Source organism: Vibrio sp. STUT-A11, from assembly GCF_026000435.1.
Classification (GTDB): Bacteria; Pseudomonadota; Gammaproteobacteria; order Enterobacterales; family Vibrionaceae; genus Vibrio.
Genome location: NZ_AP026764.1, coordinates 458,446 through 477,058, shown reverse-complemented (window position 1 = coordinate 477,058; position 18,613 = coordinate 458,446). Strand labels below are relative to the sequence as shown.

Genomic DNA, 18,613 nt, shown 5'->3' with positions numbered 1-18,613 from the left:
CCACATTTTAGTTGGTGTACAGGTTAATTTGGTCATAAAAAAGGGCGAACAGGAATTAGTTCGCCCTTTGCATTGATATTCAGAGAATGTTATTGCTGTGTTGAGCTCATTGCTTCTTTGATCACTTCTGTCATATCAAATGTAGAGCCACCTTGTGTCGGTGGGTACTCTACTAAGCTTTGAACATGCTCTTGTACCATTTCACTTACAGGCGCAAGTAACCATGACATTTTCTGAACTAAGTGACCGTTCGCATCTACCGAGTCATAACTCTCAAATGGATCGGCGCGTAAGTTATAGAGCTTAGGTTTGGCTAATGGCAAAAGGTTGTCGTAGTAGTGTTCCGCAATAGCGAAGTGGAATTTCCAAGGTCCGACACGTACCGCAGACAATTGGCCCTCAAAGTAATAGAGAATGGAATTTCGAGCCGAGTGATCCGATTCCCCTTTCCAGTATGCTAAGTTATCAACACCATCGATAAACTGTTTTTTCTCTTTTATCATTTTCTCGTGTACGTCTTTAACGCCGGCGGCTGAGGCTAGTGTCGTAAAGAGATCCTGGTGTCCTTGAATACCATTAAGGACCTGTCCTGGAGGAATAACGCCAGGCCATTTGACCATGGTTGGTACTCTTACCCCTCCTTCATAGGTGGTCATCTTCTCACCTCGGAATGGAGTAGTACCGCCATGCGGCCAGGATGAGTGTTCTGGACCATTATCGGTAGAGTAGATGATGATGGTGTTTTCTGTTAAGTCTCTTTTCGCAAGCTCTTCCAGCAAATAGCCGATATCAGCGTCATGTTGTAACATCCCGCTGCCATAGTAGTCATACTCACTGGTATATTTCTCAGCGGCATATCGCCATTTATCATCCAATCGGGTATATAGATGCATTCGGCTGGTATTAATCCAGGTGAAGAATGGTTTATCGTCCTTGATCGATTGATCGATGAACTTCATCGCTGCAGGAAGCATTTCCTCACGGTCAAAGTTCTTCATTCGCTCATTGCCTAAAGGCCCCGTATCGGTACATTTTTGTTTACCGACGACGCCAAATCTAGGATCAACGGTTTTGTCTTCGCTATCCGTGGCATAACAATGAAGTACTCCTCGTGTACCAAACTTCTTCGCATACTCTTCAACCGATCCGGAATACTCTTTTGCGAAGTTTATATAATCGCGCTGCTCGTGCTCTTCTTGAGTGTTCAAGTGATATAAATTGCCGAAGAACTCATCAAAGCCATGGACGGTTGGTAGAGCAAAATTGTGGTCACCGAGATGGTTCTTACCAAATTGTCCGGTAGCGTAACCCACTTCTTTGAGTACCTCGGCCAAAGAAGGTGATTCTTTTTTAATGCCCAGCGCACCACCAGGCATTGCCACTGTTGTCATCCCTGAACGAATTGGGTACTGTCCGGTGATAAATGCTGCACGACCCGCCGTAGAACTCGGCTGGGCGTAGTGATCGGTAAACATGATGCCTTCGTTGGCGATACTGTCGATGTTCGGTGTTTTGTATCCCATCGTGCCCATGCCATACGCACTGACGTTTTGCCAACCAATATCATCACCAAAAATGACCACAATGTTTGGCTTGTCTGCCGCTAGTGCCGTCACAGGTAATGCAGCTCCTATCATGGCTGCAACTGTTTTGATTTTCATAGATTAATTTCCATATGCTACTGACTGTCTAGGTCAGTATAGTGCAGGGATTTTATTCGGTTTGAGTTTGAACATCTTTTTGTTTTTTTTTGCAGCTGAGGCACGTTAGATATATTCAACGAGTCGTGTTTCTTAGACAGAGATAACGTCAAGGCAATATGGTAGTTTTAGTTGTTTTGATGGCTGTAACTGTTTTTAATGTAAGTACTCACTATTTATATGGGTAAGAAATAGAAAAGGCTAGCTTTAGAAAGCTAGCCTTGGTAATACATCAAAAAATGACTGACTACTTAGAACTGATAAGCCGCTGAAAGCTTAAAGTTACGTCCTGGCTCGTAGTCTGTGCGACCAAAGTCATGAGAAGCATGAGATGAGTAGTGTTCATTGAACATGTTCTCAACCGCTGCGGTAATGCTTAGATCCTGGAATGTATTTGGAATCCATCGAACATTGATGTCGTGAACATCGTAACCGTCTTTCGCTGAGTCTTCTTCGACATCTTTGCTTAGATCCAGTGCCCACTGACTCGTCCAGTTTACCGACACACCCATATCAGCAATGTCGTAGCCAATGTTTAGTGAGATGCTATCACCAACTTCGTCATCCAGAGACTGACCTACAACGTAGCTACTGCTGCTATTAACGTTTACAAACTCTGAGTCAGAGTGAGAGTAAGTCACACGGCCGCTCACATCACCCTTACGCATGTTGAGAACGGATTCGAAACCCTGAATTTCAACATCACCTTCGTTGCTGTAAGTAGACGCTTTTGCCGTCATGGTATCGTCGATGTAATCGTCAATATGAGTTTCAAATGCGGTGAAAGAGAAACCCAGAGTATCGAGTCCCAACACGTGACGTGATTCGTAGGCAATCGCAGCTTCGTAGTTCACACCCGTTTCGGCTTTCAAATCAGAGTTGTAGCTAGAGCCGGATGAAATGAATGAGCCTGTTAGTCCAGGGCCTTTAAACAGCTCTGTCGCAGCTGCACGCAACGTCCAGTTTTCAGTCAGTGCATATTGTGTTGACAGGGCAAACGTGAAGTCTTTAAAGGTGTCGTCTGATGCTGCCATATCGACTTTGTAATGGTTATAGCGAGCGCCTGGTGTAACAAACCATGCGTCGGTCAACGCGATTTCATCTTCAACATAAAGGGCAAATGAGTCCGCTGTCTCTTTGCTGCCAGAAACAGTAGTACCGTTAGTGACTTTCTTCGCTTCTTGCATTGCACCTTCGGCGCCATATCTCGCTGTTTGTTCAAAGCCTGCAATTTCCAGCATGGTCTCAGCCAGAACTTTAGCGCCATAAACTTGAGTATTACCTTCGCCAACATCACCTGTGCTTGGGCTTTTGTTCTGGTAGTTCATTTCATTGAAGTAGACATTAGAACGAACATCGGTGTTCTCCAGTGCTAACTCATGAACCAGAGCGATAGTTTCGCGCGTGTATTCAATTGGTCGGATGAAGTTTGAGTGATCGTAGGAGTTACCCATATTGGATTTTAATGTGTAATCACCAGCATCTTTATAGTAATCGTAGCTAAGTTCCAGACGGTTGATGTCGTTGGCATCCCAGCCAAATTTCACAAAGTAGTTTTCAGTTTTACCTTCTTCGCCGACTTGTTTCTCACCATCACCATCTTCTGGATTATTACGGTCGATAACGCTGTAGTAGGCAAGTGCATCAATGGTATCTGAAAGTTGCGCGTAACCTGTACCTGAATACTGGTAGTAATCATTTGAGGCATAGCCACCATTTACTCGGAAACCCGCCTCTTCACCTGCGCGCAGCAAATCTTTTGCGTCTTTGGTTTCAAAGGCAACACCGCCACCTAAGCCACTATTTAGTACAGAGTTTGTACCCACTTGAATATCTACTGCTTTGATGATGTCCGGGTTGATCAGCAGATTGCCCACATGGTGGAAGACATTGTTTGCCTGGCTTGCACCATCAATCGTGATATCAAGGTCCAGTTCACTAACACCACGAATGTTGATGCTTTGGTTCAGCGAATGGGTACCGCCCACGTCAACACCGGCTTGATCGCGCAGTAGGTCACTTAAGTGGTCGGCTTGTTTCATCGAGATATCATCACTGAGTAGTGAGGTTGAATCGCCGATCGAGGTACCCCAAACGCTGAGAACCTCTGCGGTATCTGTGTTCTCTGCTGTGGTTGGTTCTTCAGCATGGGTTGAAGAAGTAAAGGCGACTGCTGTGCCAATCAGCAAAGCGATAGGAGTTAGTTTAAACGGGGGAACGTACATCATCATCCTTTCTAAATGTTATTATAAATAAGAGTGATTTGCATTTTATATACGAAACGACATACGTCTATTAAAAGTTCATTATATTTTTGCATTACTGGTATTCAAAAAGAGAATATTTTCCTTATTGACAATGTCATATCTAAATCAGAATGGCGGGTTATGAGCGATTAAAGAAGTCGTATTTAAAGGTCTGTTTTAAAAGGTAAGCTGTGTTTACAAACCAATTTATTGGTTTTAGAGCGAAAAAAAGCCAGCAGATAGAGGTCTGCTGGCAAAGTCTTTGGGCTTCTTTTCTTTTTTATTCTTCCAGAAATTCTGGAGATTAACCTTGCTTACGAATCAGGTAGTCAAACGCACCTAAGCTTGCTTTTGCCCCTTCACCCATCGCAATGATGATCTGTTTGTAAGGTACCGTTGTTGCGTCACCCGCAGCAAATACACCTTCCAGGCTGGTTTCACCGTGGCTACCTACTTCAATTTCACCGCGTGGAGACAAGTTCACATCTGAATCTTTCAGCCACTCTGTGTTAGGAACAAGACCGATTTGAACGAAGATACCCGATAGCTCCAGCTCTTTGATTTCATCTGTGTTGCGGTCTTTGTACTTAAGGCCAGTCACGCGTTTGCCGTCACCTACAACTTCCGTTGTTTGTGCCATGGTAATGATGTCGACGTTTGGTAGAGAGTTCGCTTTGTTGATCAGTACCTGGTCAGCACGTAAAACATCAGCAAACTCAAGAACCGTTACATGCTCCACAATACCTGCAAGGTCGATTGCTGCTTCGATACCTGAGTTACCGCCACCGATAACAGCCGTCTTTTTACCTTTGAATAGCGGACCATCACAGTGTGGGCAGTAAGCAACGCCTTTATTGCGGTACTCTTGCTCACCAGGAACATTCATTTCACGCCAGCGCGCACCTGGGCTCAAAATAACACTTTGACTCTTAAGCGTTGCGCCACTTTCTAACTGAATGTGGATAAGACCATCTTCAGTATGTGCTGCGCCCATTAGCTTTTTAGCTTGTTGTTCTGTTACAACGTCAACGTCGTACTCTTTCAAATGCTCGCCAAGATCGGCAGCCAGCTTAGGGCCTTCAGTGCGTTTGACTGAGACAAAGTTTTCGATCGCCATGGTGTCCATAACCTGACCACCAAAACGTTTAGCCACAACACCAGTACGGATGCCTTTACGTGCTGCGTAAAGTGCCGCTGCACTACCACCAGGGCCGCCACCAACAACAAGAACGTCGTAAGGTTCTTTTTCATCCAGTGCTTTTGCTGCTTTCTCGCTCGCGCTGTCGTCGACTTTGTTCAGAATTTCTGTCAGAGACATGCGGCCTTGGCCGAATAGCTCCCCGTTAACAAATACACTTGGTACCGCCATGATATCGCGCTGTTTCACTTCGTCTTGGAACAAAGCACCGTCGATCATGGTTGCTGTCACTTTCGGGTTAATCGCTGCCATCATGTTGAACGCTTGCACAACGTCCGGACAGTTCTGGCAAGACAGAGAAATAAAGATTTCTACATCCAATTCTTTGTCTAGCGCAGCGATTTGTTCAATCACTTCTGGCTCTAGTTTAATTGGATGGCCGCCAGAGTGAAGTAGAGCAAGGACTAGTGATGTAAATTCATGGCCCATAGGTAGGCCAGCAAAGCGAAGCGCTGTTCCTTTAGTCGGGTTGGTTACCGCCATAACTGGTTTACGGTCACTGGCTGCGTCGTCACGCACAACAGAAATGTGTTCGCTCATTTCTGCGATTTGATTAGCGAGAGACAAAATATCATTTGCCGCTTTGCTTTCATCTAGGCTAACCACTAGACGTACGTCTTCTTTTACATTAGCCAGATATTGTTTGAGTTGTTGTTGGATCGCTTGGTCTAACATAGTTGTTATTACCTTTTAATAAACAGAAGAGTGGTTACTCTGGATAAAAACATGAGGAGAGAGCAAACCGGGAAGAAGGTCGTCAAGGTATCTAACCCGGATTGCTCTCTTTAATTAGGTTTTGGTTCTTAGATTGAACCAGCGTTGGCTAATCTAGAATTAGATTTTGCCTACTAGGTCTAGAGAAGGTGCTAGCGTTTCTTCGCCTTCTTTCCATTTAGCTGGGCAAACTTCGCCTGGGTGTGCCGCTACGTACTGAGCCGCTTTCACTTTGCGTAGTAGGTCTTCTGCGTCACGGCCGATGCCTTCTGCAGTGATTTCCATTGCTTGGATAGTACCTTCTGGGTCGATTAGGAACGTTGCACGGTCTGCAAGACCTTGACCTTCACGCATCACACCGAAGTTATTTGTGATGTTGCCAGTTTGGTCGCCAAGCATGTAGTAGTTGATTTTGCCGATAGTCTCAGAGCTGTCGTGCCATGCTTTGTGAGTGAAGTGAGTGTCAGTTGATACTGAGTAAACTTCAACGCCACGGCTTTGTAGCTCTGCGTAGTGGTCTGCCAAGTCACCTAGCTCGGTCGGACAAACGAACGTAAAGTCAGCTGGGTAGAAGAAGAATACCGCCCACTTACCTAGAACATCTTGTTCAGTTACTTGTACGAATTCGCCTTCTTTAAACGCTGTAGCTGTAAATGGTTTGATTGTAGTATTGATCATTACTTTACTTTCCTTTCGGTTATTTTGGATTAGCAAATCTTGCTGTCGGAAAGTATATTCGCATCTGAGTTAGGTTAAATAAAATTGCTTTTAACTATCTTATTGATAGCTGATTCCTATTTTCCTAAATAGAAGAAACCTATTACGCCTAATTTGTACGGACTATTAATAGGTTTTTGTTTTTCACTCTGCGATGACCATGTTGCGCCTGGATAGAAGCTTCACAAGCCAATAGTTTTAGGTTTATTTATTGTTATTATATTGTTAAGTAAGTGTAAATTACGTAAGTGTGTCCAACAGCTTGTTGCACAGATTATTTAACGTAATCAGTTCATCCAGTTCTAATGTTATTTTGCAGGCTATGGCATTAGGAACGAATTTAGCGCGTGTTTTTAACTGTTTTCCTTCGCTGGTCAGGTTCAAAACTCTCACACGCTCATCGCTTTCGCTTCTCCCCCTAGTAACGAACCCTTTTGCTTCTAGTCGTTTTAAGAGAGGCGTCAGTGTGCCTGAGTCCAAGTGTAGACATGAGCCTGGCGGTTGAGCTGGATTTACCACAAGAGCAAGCGCTTGAACTGACTCGTACTTCACATCAGGTCTGCCCTTACTCAAATGCGGTACGCGGTAATATCGACGTTGCTGTCACTGTAAATGGTGAAGCGATTTAGTTGAGTTGGAATGCTCAATATCCAGTCAGCTCCATATAGCCGGTGCCTGAATGAGACCCGTCGATGGTCACAGGGCCTTCCCAATAGGTGACAGAAAGCGGCATTTGTGCGTTAGGGTTGAGTGCCGAAATCGTGATTTCAATTTGCTGAGTGGGGATCGAAAGCTGCCACTCAGTTGGGTAATTACGGTCTTGAATGTGTGTTTGCTTGGTCGCTTCTAAGTGGATGTCGTTTTGTGGAATCGCCGTTCCGCTGCCATCTATCTGCATCAGTTTTGCGTGCGAGTAACTGGCCAGCCCTGTTTTTAAATCGCGAAGCTGGAACACGACCAAGCTCGTTTCTTCACTCAGCCTTAGCGCAAACCAATCCCAACCTTGCTGTGATGCGAGCAAGTACTGTGAGCTCCACTCTCTGTCGATCCAACCTTTACCCGAGACCTGATGAGTTTCGCCATCGATGGTGACTTCTCCCTCTACATTAATAAACGGCTGACTGTAGTAATGCGATGCAGCCTGACCATTGGCACTTTTGGTGCTGTATCCTTGCTCGCCTTGCTTTTGATAGGGTGCATTACTGGTTAAGTTGAGTGAGTAAGCAAATTGCTTGGAGTTGGTATTGAGCGTAGCGGGAAACAAATCATCAGTCGACGATGTCCACTGCCAGTCATCCAGATAAACACGAAATGGTGAGGTTTCCACTCCGGCAAGCTCGTTGTGATCCCGTGACCATTTTTCATCGGCGTAATGTTTGTCTTTGGTGGTGACGGCACTGTGCGCCATGTAAATTTGATGGCTTTGCCATGTGGTTTTCTTTTCTGTTGATTTGCTCTTCTGTGGTACCGCAGCGAAGCGAAATTGTGTCCATTGCACACCGAGAGGGTTGCCTTTTTCATCGGTTAAATTTGCCGTTAGGTACCACCATTCATGACGAAAATCGAGGTGCGCTTGATGATCGGCAGGGAAGGTGATCTCAACACCTTTCATCACTGGAGTGAACGGCTCGGCCTCGGCTGGTACTTCACTTCCTCCTAAAAGCATCCCTACATTTTGTCGCTTGGATTCTTCACAGCTGATAAGAGCTAAACAACCAAGCGTTAGCGCAACATGCTTTACGAAGCGATTCATCACAGTACCTCACTTTGTAGGCTGGATACCACAGGTTTGCTCACCAAGCGCCACAGCGGGATTAAAGTCGCAATCACCGCGGCTAAAATGGTGATAACACAGATACTGAATGCATCACTCCAACTCCATAGGTAGTTCAGGCTCCAGCCGAAAGCGCGTAACGTTACTACGTCAGTCAGTATATAGCCGACCATCGCACCAAGTGGTAAAGCGATAATCAGAGTAAAGCTGACTAAAGCGACGATTTGCCCAACCACCATAACCATCAACTTTCGACGACTTACGCCAAGTGCATACAACCTTGCAATGGCGGCTTTGCGCGCATCAAGCAACATAAAGCAAGCGCTGAATAAACCGATCACAGCCACCATTAAGGTCACGCCATTGAGTGCATGAGTGATGGCAAAGGTTTGTGAGAAGATCGCCAGTGCGACCGATTTGACGTGAGCCTGATCGTAGAGCTGACTCGGATTCAGAGCCAAACGTTGTTGTAATTGCTCGTACATGGACTTTTTGTTACCAGAGACTTTGATGCCAAGGCTAATCGGCAAGTCTGTAAAACCGCGCTCTTGCCATAATTCAGGAGCAAGTAACACTTCACCATTGGGTGCGCCGTAATCATAGAAAATGGCTCCGACAGTCAGAGTTTCGTCTCGCAACTCATCGAGCTTCAGTGCACTACCAAGCGATAAGCCAAGTTTCACTGCGGTAGGTTCACTGATCGCAACTAACTCTCCTTGATAAAAGCGCGGCCAGAACTCATCAACACGGGACTTAAACACCATGGTTTGTTCTAAAGTGTCTTTATCTTTGGTGCCAAGTCGGATAGGCAAGCCCTGCAAGTTCGCATCGACATAATACTGCTTATAGACCTTTTCTACATTGTCGAACTGTTCCAGAGCATGCTCTACATTCGCAATTTCACCCTGCGATGGACTGACGTAAATATCTGCATGTAGCCTTTGTTCGAGCCATTGCTTTAAGGTGGATTCAAAGCTTCCGACCAAATTGTTCATACCGATATTGGCGGTCACGGCAAGCAGCAGTGCCATCATCGCAAGAGAAAGTGGAGAAACCAGCTCACGCAGTTCAGCAAACAGATATTGCACCAAGCCAGGTGTGGTTCGCTGCTCGCTCCAATACGCTAATACACTGAGCGTTTTCGGTAAATACAGCGGGATTGAAACCACTAACACACCAAGCCATGCCATGGTCAGGCGATGATGATCACTCAACCATAAACCTGTCAGAGATAGCGTGGTGAGCACCAAGCCGATAAGGAAAAGTTGATTCTGGTTGGATGTTTCTGGTGCTTGATAAAGACCACTATGTGAAGAAAGCGGCTGATGGACTCGCTGTTTAAAGTGCTGCCAACAAGCGAGCAAAGCCGCCGCTAACGTGAGCAACAGCGCCTGTGCCCACCATTGCCATTGCCACGTGCCGGGAAGTAACGTAGCGCCGTAGAGTTGTTCAAGCGTAAGGGCAACGGTTGGATGTAACCAATGACTTAATTGCATGCCGAGGACAAAACCAAGTGACGCGCCGAACATCACCAAAATCGTCAACTCCACTAACAGAGCAGAGAACACATTTATCGGTGCGATACCAGCTTGCTGAATTTGTACCAACAGGCGATTACGTTTTAGTAAGCTGTACTTCACGCCGTTATAGGCGATAAACAGGCCGACTAAAAACGCCAACAAACTCATCGCAGTAAGATTAAGGTGGAAGCTGTCCGTTAGTGAGCCAAGATCGGTGCTTTGGCTGTTGGCGACCCATTGTCCTTGTTTTCCGACTAAGTTTTGCCATTTCTCGAGGTTATTGCCTTCAGTATTGAAAACCGCGATATAGCTCAGTTGTCCGGGTTTATTGAGTAACTGCTGAGCGAAGCCAATATCCATCAACATCCGGCTTCCCAGTTGCCATTCATCCGGCAGAACAACGACTTTCGTATTTACCTCATCCAGAGTCATCCAGTCTGCGCCACCTAGATTGTGATGTTGGGATTGACTCATCATTACAATGGGTTCGCCAGCCAATAGCTGAGTTAGGGGAAGTGCGCTGTCAAACAGGGAAATATCTTGTTCGTTACTAGAATTGGTGGCATAGCGTGTTCCAGAGGTGATCGCCGCAATAAGGTCGCTTCCTTGCACTGACCACTGACGACCTTGTTCATCCCTGACCCGACCTTCAATCACCGGCAGTGAGGCGCTTAACCCCGTTTGCCTAAGTGAAAAGTAGAGCGATTCGGGCAAATAGCGTTGACCAGCTGGTGGGATAATCAGGTTTTGTGCTTGAGCACTCAGCTGCTCTGTAGATTCTGCGTAGCTGCGCTTGGCATTAAGATTGATGGCTTGCACGGCGACAAACAACGTAACGGCGAGTACGATGCCAATTAGAATTGCTGCGGCTTGCAGCGGTGCTTGCCGATAATGAGCGGTAAACAGGTAAAGTGCGAGTTTGGTGTGCGCAAACCTGGTTTTTTTCATAGCGCGGCTCGGAGGTTGTCCTGCTTACGGACAAGGTGACCGTTTTTCAAGCGCAGTTGAGTTTGCATGAATTCGGCACATTCAGTGCTATGCGTCACCAATATCACCGCGGTTTTACCTTGCGTGGTAATGTCACTCAGCAGCTTCATGACCTCTAAACCGGCTTTTTGGTCGAGATTACCAGTAGGTTCGTCAGCGAGTAAGAGTTTGGGTTTGTGGGCTAAGGCTCTAGCTATGGCGACACGCTGTTGTTGACCACCAGAAAGCGTAGAGACATGCCTGTTTAGTAAATCACTAATAGCCAGAGTCTCCACCAAATAGTCACACCGCTTGTTCCATTTTAGTTGGTTCAAATGCAGTGGGAAGGCAATGTTTTGTTTGACGTTAAGTGGGGTTAACAGATTGAACTGTTGGAAGACGACGCCAAGTTTCTGATGTCGAAAACAGCTCCATTGCGGGTCTTTCCAGGCGGCGGTGTTTTCGCCATCCAACCATAATTCGCCACTGGATAGAGGCTCGAAGCCCGCAATGATATTGAGTAGGGTACTTTTACCGCTACCACTTGCCCCTGTTAATGCCACGCTTGTGCCGTTTGCCAGAGTGAAGTCGACATTTTCCAGTACGTGGTGCGTCTCTTTGCCATCCACAAAGCTTTTGCTGGCACTTTTGAGTGTGACAAGTGGGCTGTCCATTTTCTCTCCCTGTAATCCAACAACTTGAGTCGTTTCTTTCGGAGGTTGTATGTCTATAAGATTTTAGACAACAAACTGAAAACGATAGCGACTTCCTGACAACTTGTACTCAAAAGAGAAGGCAATGGATGAGTGGCTTGGGGAGATAGCAGACACAAAAAAGCCCGAGCAAGGCTCGAGCTTTTACGCGGGATTCAGCATTCAAGCTTACACGTAGTACGCTTCAACTTCGCCTTTCAGTTTGATCAGCATTGGGTTACCGAAACGGTCTTTTGCTTTTGGAGACGCGATTTTTACCCAGCCTTCGCTCACGCAGTATTCTTCAACGTCAGTACGTTCTTTGCCGTTGAAACGAATACCGATTTGGTGGTCGAAGCACTCTTTCACAAAGAATGGGCTACGAGGGTTACCTGCAAGGCGATCTGGTAGAGCTGGTTTAGTAGTGTCGTTCATTTTATGACCTAGATTCCGTAAAGAAAGTGCGCCATTGTAGTCAGTGTCTGCGTCGTGTTCAAGATAACGTTACTCCAATCTATAGATGATGGCCTCTTATATTGTTGAGTTATCTTTAGCAAACCATATTTCCTTGCGCTTCTGATACTTGATAGTCATCGGCTCACATAAACAGATTGGCTGAAGGCATGCACAAAACCGCTATCACCATGTATCTATGAGATTCCTAACAGCCAGTCCTCTGATTCCTAAGTAATATCCCTGTCATCGTGAAAACAATGGATTCGTCCCTATGTATAAATATAAATTACCTGTCCTTGAGAAAATCGGTTTCGGAGCCGGTGACATGGCGGTCAACGTGGTGATTTCATCGATGATGTTAATCATTACCTTCTTCTATACGGATATTTTTGGTATTAAACCTGAAGACTTAGCGATGCTATTTATCGTGGTTCGATTAATCGACGCAGTAACTGACCCGGTAATGGGTATGATTACTGATAAGTTTACCTCTCGTTGGGGACGCTACCGCCAGTATCTGCTCTTTCTAGCCATTCCTTTCGGAATCTCGGTTTACCTCGCTTTCAGCACGCCAGATGGCGATTACAACACCAAGCTGGTTTACGCTTACGCGACGTACATCTTTGTCACGGTGATGTTTACCGCGGTGACCATTCCATATATTTCCCTTATCAGTGTGATGACCGATGATCCGAAAGAGCGATTGTCTGCGAACGGCTATCGCTTATTCTTCGCTAAAATCGCTGCGTTTCTGGTCACCATTATCGTACCGCAGCTGTCAGCGGCTTGGGGTCAAGACAACATCCAATTGGGTTACCAATACTCGATGGGGCTTATGGGACTGATGGGCACACTGCTGTTCTTGTTCTGTTTCGCGACCACCAAAGAACGAATTGAACACGTGGTCGACAAAAAGTCATTTAAAGACCAAGTTAAACTGCTGGCGCAAAATGACCAATGGCTGGTGCTTTGCGCGGTATGTGTCACGGGCACTATCGGCTACGTGATTCGTGGTTCGGTTGCAGCGTATTACGCTAAGTACTACCTCGGTGGTGACGCAGGTACAATTTCAGCCTTCCTTGCGACGGGTGTCGGCGCGGCGATTATAGCGATGGTGGCATCAACTTGGATTACTAAAAAGTACTGTAAAATTAAACTGTTCCGTTACAGCCAGGTCGCGGTACTGTTGTTGAGTGCGATGCTGTACGTTTTCGTTGGTCGTGATGATCTGGCGTTGGCTTTCGTGTTGTATTTCTTAGTCTCTTTCGTGGTGGATTTACATGCACCAGTGTTCTGGTCAGCCATTGCGGAAGCGGTCGACTACGGCGCTTACAAAACCGGTCAGCGTGTGTCTGGTCTTGCGTTTGGCGGCATCTCATTTAGCCAGAAGCTAGGTATGGGTATCGGCGGCGCAGTGGTAGGTTGGCTACTGACATTCTTTAACTACGTACCAAATGAAGCGCAATCGGATTACGCACTGATTGGTATCGCACTGATGCTGACGGTTATCCCTGGCTTGTTCCACTTCTTAATGGGCTCACTGATGTTTAAATACAAAGTGACCGATAAGTACTACCAGTCGATGACGGCAACGAACATCCTGGAAGAAGAGAAAAACCTAAGCGACGTTCAATCTTCAAAACCACAATCAAATTACGCAAATTAAGGTAAGCAGTATGACTGATTTCGTAAACCCTATTATCGAGCAGCGTGCCGATCCGCACATCTACAAACACACGGACGGCTACTACTATTTCACCGCTTCGGTACCGGAATACGATCGCATTGAGATTCGTCGAGCGAAGACCATCGCGGAGCTCGACACGACCAGCGAACTGATCAACGCATGGTACAAGCCTGATACAGGCCCATACAGTGACTTAATCTGGGCACCAGAGCTGCACTTTATCGACGACGCTTGGTATGTCTACTTTGCTGCCGCGCCGTCACGAGAAATCGTCGATGGTTTGTTCCAGCACCGTATGTACGCGATATCGAATTCGAACCCAAATCCGATAACACCGGAATGGACGTTCGAAGGGCAAATCGACACTGGTATGGATACGTTCTGTCTGGATGCAACCTCGTTCAGCCACAACGGTGTTAACTACTACGTTTGGGCGCAAAAAGACAACAACATCGGCGGTAACTCCAACTTGTACATTGCTGAGTTGGAAACGCCAATCAAGCTGCGTACAGCGCCACAGTGCCTGACAATCCCTGAGTTTGAGTGGGAGCAAATCGGCTTTTGGGTTAATGAAGGGCCATCGGTAATTCACCGCCATGGTAAATTCTGGATGACTTACTCCGCCAGTGCCACCGACGAAAACTATTGTATGGGATTGCTCTATGCAGATGAAAATAGTGACCTGCTAGACCCGAAAAGCTGGGTCAAAGCCAAACAACCAGTGTTTAAAACCAACTGGGAGAAAAAGATCTACGGGCCAGGTCACAATAGCTTTACCTTCGATGAAGAAGGCCACGACCTATTGGTTTATCATGCGCGCGATTACACCGAAATTGAGGGCGACCCACTTTGGGACCCTAACCGCCACACACGGATCAAACGCCTCATCTGGAAAGACGGTTTTCCACTCTTTGGCGAAGCGATTTAATCCTGTTATCTCAGTACCTACGATTTGCGGGTACTGTGTTTTTGAAAGGAGCCTCTATGCCCAACAGCATAATTTCACCCGACGCGATCAAGACCGCGATTGAGCACGATCTTTTCACCGATGACGAGCCTGCCAAGGTTCATATCTTACGTAATCATCACGGCATGACAGCCACCTTTATGGATATTGGCGCCACATGGTTGAGTTGTCAGCTTCCGACTTTCTCTGGGCCGAGAGAAGTGCTGCTCGGCATGACCTCATTGCGCGATTATCAGTCTCACTCGGCGTTTTTAGGCGCGACCATAGGCCGTTTTGCCAACCGTATCGCCAATGGCCAGTTCAGCTTAAACGGCCAAACTTATTCGATTACTCGCAACAATAATGGCAACAGCCTCCACGGCGGTGTTGAAGGCTTTGATAAGCGCCGCTGGTTGGTGAAAGACAAAAGTGATTCACACATTACCTACTGTTTGATGTCTCCCGACGGTGATCAAGGTTTCCCGGGGAATCTTACTGCTGAAGTGGCTTATACGCTGACGGAAAACAATCAACTGTGCATCGAATATTCCGCAATCTGTGACCAGGATTGTCCAATTAACCTGACCAATCACGCCTACTTTAATTTGGATGGTGCGGAATCTGGCAAGACTATTCTCGAGCATGAGCTGCAATTGCTGGCCAACGAATACCTGCCGACTGATGAAGATCTCATACCAACTGGCGAGCTGAAAACGGTACAAGGGAGCAGTTTTGATTTTAGCAATGCTCAGGTGATTGGGCCGCGCTTATTGAGAGATGAAGACCAGAAGTTAGCCAAAGGCTATGACCACGCCTTTAGCTTACCTGAAGAGTTAACAGATGGCGTTAGCACTATCGCTCGCCTGACTAGCTCAGATAAGCTGGTGGAGATGTCTGTGTTTACCGATAAACCTGCGATTCAGTTCTACAGCGGTAATTTTTTAGCAGGAACGCCTTCTCGCAATGGGGAATATCAGGATTATCAGGGTTTGGCGCTTGAGACCCAATTCTTACCTGATTGCCCAAACCATCCAGAATGGCCAGAGGCGAACAAACGCTTTATTACTCAAAAGTCGTTCTATCAGCATCAAACCAGTTACCAGTTCAACTTTCAGTGATCATAAATAATTCGGGCAGGAGATATTCCTGCCCGACATGTATACCCAGCGTCTTAAGGTTACTTACATCACTTTCTCACGATAGAGTTTCGGGCTTAGCCCAGCTTTGTTCTTAAATACGCGCGAAAAATAGAGTGGGTCCGAATAGCCAATCAAGCGAGAAATTTGGTTGATGGAATAGTTCGATGTCACCAGCAACTGTTTCGCTCGGCTGATTCGTTGGTCATCACGCCACTGGATGATCGTCATCCCAACTTCGTCGCGGAATAAATGCCCCAATCTGGAGGGCGACAAACACACAAGATCGGCTAATTTTTCGTTGCTAAAATCTTCATTGAGGTGCTTGGCCATGTAATTCAACACGTTGGTGATTCTTGGATCAACGAGTTTCTTGATAAGGTTCGGCTGGTTCATTTTACAGCGTATCAATAGCTGCTCTAGCAAATTGAGCGTCAATTCATCGCTGTATGGCTCGTCCTTTTTACTCAGGTCTTCAATCTGCTTAAACAACAGATCGAGCTTTTCCTGGGCGTCGATCTCGACACCTTTGGTGATAAACACGCCGTTGATGCAACTTTCCCACTTAAGACGGTTTATCCAGTAGGCGCGAGGGCGAAAATAGATCCAACGGTGGTGCCAGTCTTCCGCCTCTTCTGAGCGGTGATAATAGTGCGGTACACCCGTAGGAAAAAGTAATAAATCGCCTTCGTTAACCGTAAAGGATTCATCACCGTGGAACACGGTACCTTGGCCTTTGACCGTCAAATTGATGATAAAGCCCTTCATCCCATGTGGACGGTCAATAACAAAGTCTAGATCGTTGCCTTTGGAGATTGGCGTTAAGCCCGCAACTAAATGAGCATTGAAGTCATATCCAGGTTTCAAGGGATCGTTTTGCATTCTCTCTTCCGTATAACAGCATTAACAAACGCCACAAATTCGCGCGGCGAAAAAATAAACCAGAGTGGCAAGCGTTGTTTAAGTTGTTGTTTTAACGCTTCACCGATGATTATCGATTGTAGCCATTATGTTGTTGCGAGTGTAGATATCTAATCCGGCATATCACATCGCTACGCCACAACCCGTCATGCTAAGCATGGATTTATCAGTATAGTTGTCACAGACCGCAGTGCTATTTTTGCCATGCGCATAACCCACAAATTCTACTCGATTATTTTGCGCAGTAAAAAAATAGATAACAAAAACGAGAGGTAGGGAATTGTTCAAGCTATTAGGGGGGGTGGCATGACGTGCGGGAAGTTGGATGTTCAAAATATAGCAAAACACCTACTCGACTGACCCCCTCAGCCGAATAGGTGCATGCGTATTTTTAGATTTAGATACCGCTGCTAAAACGGTAGAACAGACTGTTGTGTTTCAGCTCTGTTTTGAAGTCAAGGATGGTGGTGTTCTTGTCAATCACAACCAGTTCGATACCAGTAAACTCAGCGAAGTCTTCTAGCATATCTAAAGTGACGTTTTGCGTGTATACGCTGTGGTGCGCGCCGCCCGCATGAATCCATGAAGCTGCAGATACTTCCAGGTTTGGCTGAGGCTCCCACAGTGCGTGTGCCACAGGTAAGTTTGGTAGATCTGATGGCGGTGTTACGGTATCAATTTCATTCACCAACAAGCGGAAGCGGTTACCCAAATCAATCAGGGTTGCAACGAGTGCCGGGCCGGATTTCGCGCTGAAGATCGCACGTGCGACATCGTCAGTTTTACCGATAGTATGGCGATGAATCTCAATCGATGGTTTGTCAGCGGCGATAGTCGGGCATACTTCCAACATGTGCGCGCCAAGCACCTGGCCTTCACCCGTTAAGTTGTAGGTGTAGTCTTCCATGAAAGACGTGCCGCCCGGTAGACCTTGACCCATAGTTTTGATGATGCGTGTCAGCGCGGCAGTTTTCCAGTCGCCTTCACCGCCGTAACCATAGCCTTTTTCCATTAAGCGTTGCGTTGCCAAACCAGGCAGGTTAGTTAAGCCTGTCAGGTTTTCAAACGTGTTTACAAATGCCATGCAGCCGCGCTCTTGCAGGAAGGTTTCCATACCAAGTTCAAGACGCGCTTCGTTCTTAAGGATTTCTAGCTGTTCTGGCGTTTCAAAAATCTCCGGAGCGATTCGGTACGTTGCGCGGTACTCTTCCAACAGGGCGTTGATCGCGCTGTCTTCGACTTTGTTCACGACTTCAGTTAGCTCCCCTAAACCGTAAGCGTGTACTTCAAAGCCAAACTCGATTTGTGCGCTAACCTTGTTACCTTCAGTTACCGCTACCTGGCGCATATTGTCACCAAAACGAGCGACACGTAGCGTGTGGCTTTCGTGCCAACCAATTGCCGCGCGGCACCAGTGGTCGAGTTGCTTACGTACAGAAGGTTTTTGCCAGTGACCAACGATAACGCGGCGGTCCAAGCCAAGGCGCGTACCAATAAAGCCAAATTCTCGGTCACCGTGCGCACTTTGGTTGAGGTTCATATAGTTCATGTCGATGCTTTCCCAAGGAAGCGCTTCGCTGAATTGGGTGTGCAGATGAACAAATGGTTTGTTTAGTTGCTTAAGACCTGAAATCCACATTTTAGCTGGCGAGAAAGTGTGCATCCATAGCACCACACCCAGACAGTTTTCATCGTTGTTTGCTTGTTGGCAAACGTTCAGGATTTCCTCTGGCGACTTCACTGTTTCTTTACATACAACAGGCACGCACACATCGCTGCTCTGGTTGAAACCAGCCACGATCTCTTCGCTGTTCTTTGCCACTTGCTCCAATACTTTAGGACCGTATAGGTGCTGTGAACCGGTGATAAACCATACAGATTTGTTTGTTAAATCTTTCATAAGTGCCTCTGTTATTCTGTGTCGCATTGGTCGCCTCGCC

Annotated in this window: 13 protein-coding genes and 2 pseudogenes; 4 read left to right on the top strand and 11 right to left on the bottom strand. The window is 46.5% G+C overall.

All coding sequences use genetic code 11. The features are described from left to right. Positions 1-89 precede the first annotated feature (89 nt). The 5 genes and pseudogenes from OO774_RS17710 to OO774_RS17690 form a co-directional block, all read right to left on the bottom strand. Positions 90-1,661 carry an arylsulfatase gene (locus OO774_RS17710; protein WP_264907968.1) on the bottom strand — a complete coding sequence of 524 codons (1,572 nt, stop codon included), beginning with the start codon at positions 1,659-1,661 and terminating at the stop codon, positions 90-92. Between the two features lie 290 nt (positions 1,662-1,951). Then, on the bottom strand, positions 1,952-3,931 hold the full coding sequence (locus tag OO774_RS17705; RefSeq protein ID WP_264907966.1) for a TonB-dependent receptor: 1,980 nt from the start codon (positions 3,929-3,931) through the stop codon (positions 1,952-1,954). A 319-nt stretch (positions 3,932-4,250) separates the two neighbouring features. After that, entirely contained in the window at positions 4,251-5,819 is a 1,569-nt protein-coding gene (gene ahpF, locus OO774_RS17700) for an alkyl hydroperoxide reductase subunit F (protein ID WP_264907964.1), read from the bottom strand. Between the two features lie 159 nt (positions 5,820-5,978). Next, positions 5,979-6,536: an alkyl hydroperoxide reductase subunit C gene (ahpC, locus tag OO774_RS17695; protein WP_264907963.1), complete on the bottom strand. Its 558-nt coding sequence runs from the start codon at positions 6,534-6,536 to the stop codon at positions 5,979-5,981. Positions 6,537-6,815: 279 nt separating this feature from the next. Continuing rightward, positions 6,816-7,070 (bottom strand): annotated as a pseudogene (locus OO774_RS17690) (MarR family transcriptional regulator); the annotation flags it as partial. On the opposite strand from OO774_RS17690, the pseudogene OO774_RS17685 reads away from it, so the two are divergent. After that, positions 7,055-7,204, top strand: a pseudogene (locus OO774_RS17685) (organic hydroperoxide resistance protein); the annotation flags it as partial. The pseudogenes OO774_RS17690 and OO774_RS17685 sit on opposite strands and share 16 nt — an antisense overlap. 14 nt (positions 7,205-7,218) lie before the next feature. Here OO774_RS17685 and OO774_RS17680 read toward each other — a convergent pair. The 4 genes from OO774_RS17680 to OO774_RS17665 all read right to left on the bottom strand — a co-directional run bounded on the left by OO774_RS17680 (position 7,219) and on the right by OO774_RS17665 (position 11,962). Then, the gene (locus OO774_RS17680) at positions 7,219-8,328 is read right to left on the bottom strand and encodes a lipocalin-like domain-containing protein (protein ID WP_264907962.1); all 1,110 of its coding nucleotides are present in this window, start codon (positions 8,326-8,328) and stop codon (positions 7,219-7,221) included. Continuing rightward, positions 8,328-10,817: an ABC transporter permease gene (locus OO774_RS17675; protein WP_264907961.1), complete on the bottom strand. Its 2,490-nt coding sequence runs from the start codon at positions 10,815-10,817 to the stop codon at positions 8,328-8,330. Before OO774_RS17675 ends, OO774_RS17680 begins: the two co-directional genes overlap by 1 nt. Continuing rightward, positions 10,814-11,509, bottom strand: coding sequence for an ABC transporter ATP-binding protein (locus tag OO774_RS17670; protein ID WP_264907959.1), 696 nt, complete (start codon positions 11,507-11,509; stop codon positions 10,814-10,816). Before OO774_RS17670 ends, OO774_RS17675 begins: the two co-directional genes overlap by 4 nt. A 207-nt stretch (positions 11,510-11,716) precedes the next feature. Beyond that, positions 11,717-11,962, bottom strand: a complete 246-nt coding sequence (locus tag OO774_RS17665; protein ID WP_014235079.1) for a DUF3297 family protein — start codon at positions 11,960-11,962, stop codon at positions 11,717-11,719. A gap of 292 nt (positions 11,963-12,254) precedes the next feature. Here OO774_RS17665 and OO774_RS17660 point away from each other — a divergent pair, with 292 nt between their 5' ends. Genes OO774_RS17660 through galM form a run of 3 tightly spaced genes read left to right on the top strand, consistent with a single transcriptional unit; the run spans position 12,255 to position 15,734 of the window. Then, entirely contained in the window at positions 12,255-13,649 is a 1,395-nt protein-coding gene (locus OO774_RS17660; RefSeq protein WP_264907954.1) for an MFS transporter, read from the top strand. A gap of 10 nt (positions 13,650-13,659) precedes the next feature. Continuing rightward, positions 13,660-14,598, top strand: coding sequence for a glycoside hydrolase family 43 protein (locus tag OO774_RS17655; RefSeq protein WP_264907951.1), 939 nt, complete (start codon positions 13,660-13,662; stop codon positions 14,596-14,598). Positions 14,599-14,654: 56 nt separating this feature from the next. Next, positions 14,655-15,734: a galactose-1-epimerase gene (gene galM / locus OO774_RS17650; protein WP_264907949.1), complete on the top strand. Its 1,080-nt coding sequence runs from the start codon at positions 14,655-14,657 to the stop codon at positions 15,732-15,734. Between the two features lie 63 nt (positions 15,735-15,797). On the opposite strand, the gene araC is transcribed toward galM, so the two are convergent. Together araC and araA are read right to left on the bottom strand one after the other, a co-directional pair. Further along, positions 15,798-16,634, bottom strand: a complete 837-nt coding sequence (araC, locus tag OO774_RS17645) for an arabinose operon transcriptional regulator AraC (RefSeq protein WP_264907947.1) — start codon at positions 16,632-16,634, stop codon at positions 15,798-15,800. Positions 16,635-17,070: 436 nt separating this feature from the next. Next, entirely contained in the window at positions 17,071-18,573 is a 1,503-nt protein-coding gene (gene araA, locus OO774_RS17640) for an L-arabinose isomerase (RefSeq protein WP_264907946.1), read from the bottom strand. Positions 18,574-18,613: the final 40 nt, after the last annotated feature.

Bases quoted from the DNA above. Each gene is read 5' to 3' on its own strand.
- galM (WP_264907949.1), top strand. From the start codon at position 14,655: ATGCCCAACAGCATAATTTCACCCGACGCGATCAAGACCGCGATTGAG.
- OO774_RS17670 (WP_264907959.1), bottom strand. From the start codon at position 11,509: ATGGACAGCCCACTTGTCACACTCAAAAGTGCCAGCAAAAGCTTTGTG.
- araC (WP_264907947.1), bottom strand. From the start codon at position 16,634: ATGCAAAACGATCCCTTGAAACCTGGATATGACTTCAATGCTCATTTA.
- OO774_RS17660 (WP_264907954.1), top strand. From the start codon at position 12,255: ATGTATAAATATAAATTACCTGTCCTTGAGAAAATCGGTTTCGGAGCC.
- ahpF (WP_264907964.1), bottom strand. From the start codon at position 5,819: ATGTTAGACCAAGCGATCCAACAACAACTCAAACAATATCTGGCTAAT.
- araA (WP_264907946.1), bottom strand. From the start codon at position 18,573: ATGAAAGATTTAACAAACAAATCTGTATGGTTTATCACCGGTTCACAG.
- OO774_RS17705 (WP_264907966.1), bottom strand. From the start codon at position 3,931: ATGATGATGTACGTTCCCCCGTTTAAACTAACTCCTATCGCTTTGCTG.
- ahpC (WP_264907963.1), bottom strand. From the start codon at position 6,536: ATGATCAATACTACAATCAAACCATTTACAGCTACAGCGTTTAAAGAA.
- OO774_RS17655 (WP_264907951.1), top strand. From the start codon at position 13,660: ATGACTGATTTCGTAAACCCTATTATCGAGCAGCGTGCCGATCCGCAC.
- OO774_RS17675 (WP_264907961.1), bottom strand. From the start codon at position 10,817: ATGAAAAAAACCAGGTTTGCGCACACCAAACTCGCACTTTACCTGTTT.
- OO774_RS17680 (WP_264907962.1), bottom strand. From the start codon at position 8,328: ATGAATCGCTTCGTAAAGCATGTTGCGCTAACGCTTGGTTGTTTAGCT.
- OO774_RS17665 (WP_014235079.1), bottom strand. From the start codon at position 11,962: ATGAACGACACTACTAAACCAGCTCTACCAGATCGCCTTGCAGGTAAC.
- OO774_RS17710 (WP_264907968.1), bottom strand. From the start codon at position 1,661: ATGAAAATCAAAACAGTTGCAGCCATGATAGGAGCTGCATTACCTGTG.